Below are 667 nucleotides of genomic sequence, written 5' to 3'. Positions count from 1 at the left end.
GTGCCGAGGGCCTCGCCGCCGGTAGCGTACACCACCTGTCCCGTAAGGTAGCCGATGGCGTGCTGTCTCTGTTCCTGTCCAATGGTTAATGCAGGCATCGCGCTTGTAAGGTTGTTGCCGATGAATTCATAGGTGTCGTAGTAGTTGACTATCTCGAGTTGCGGGTCGCTGATGCTGTACGGTGCGGAGTAGCCTGTGCTGCAGACACCCCCTGATCCGCTCGTGTATGATGTAGCGGAGAGCACCGACCCGTCGCGGTTTCCGTCGCTGCATGTGCCCTGCACGCACAGCCTTCCGAAGCGGTCGTACAGGCAGAAGCGGTAGCGGTTTCCCAGAGCGGTGTCTCTCATGTACGCCATGCGGTCGGCACTGTCGTACCAGTACTGCACGCATTCCGCCCCGGGCAGTTTCTTCCATACCACCCGCCCTCTATTGTCATAACGATATTCGTATGCATATATTGTCTTTTCCTGCGATATTTTGTTGAATGCAGGTGTGAGCACGAAGCGCAGCTGGCCGAGGTCGTTATATACATAATAGGTATCTCCTGCTGCGGTGCGCTCCATAATCTTCCTCCCGAGCAGGTCGGTGAATACGGCTGTGCTCCTGTTGTCGGCATCGTAAGACACTGCTTTTGCCAGCGTTCCCTCTGGATAGTACTCGAAGG

1 pseudogene is annotated in these 667 nt (G+C 56.1%); it reads right to left on the bottom strand.

From position 1 onward, the window contains the following. Window positions 1-667, bottom strand: a pseudogene (locus CIK96_RS13285) (hypothetical protein); the annotation flags it as partial.

Origin of the sequence: Prevotella sp. P4-98 (assembly GCF_002251405.1) — a bacterium.
In the GTDB taxonomy this organism is placed as follows: Bacteria; Bacteroidota; Bacteroidia; order Bacteroidales; family Bacteroidaceae; genus Prevotella.
The sequence above is the reverse complement of the archived record's forward strand: the minus strand, read 5'-3'. Positions and strand labels throughout refer to the sequence as shown.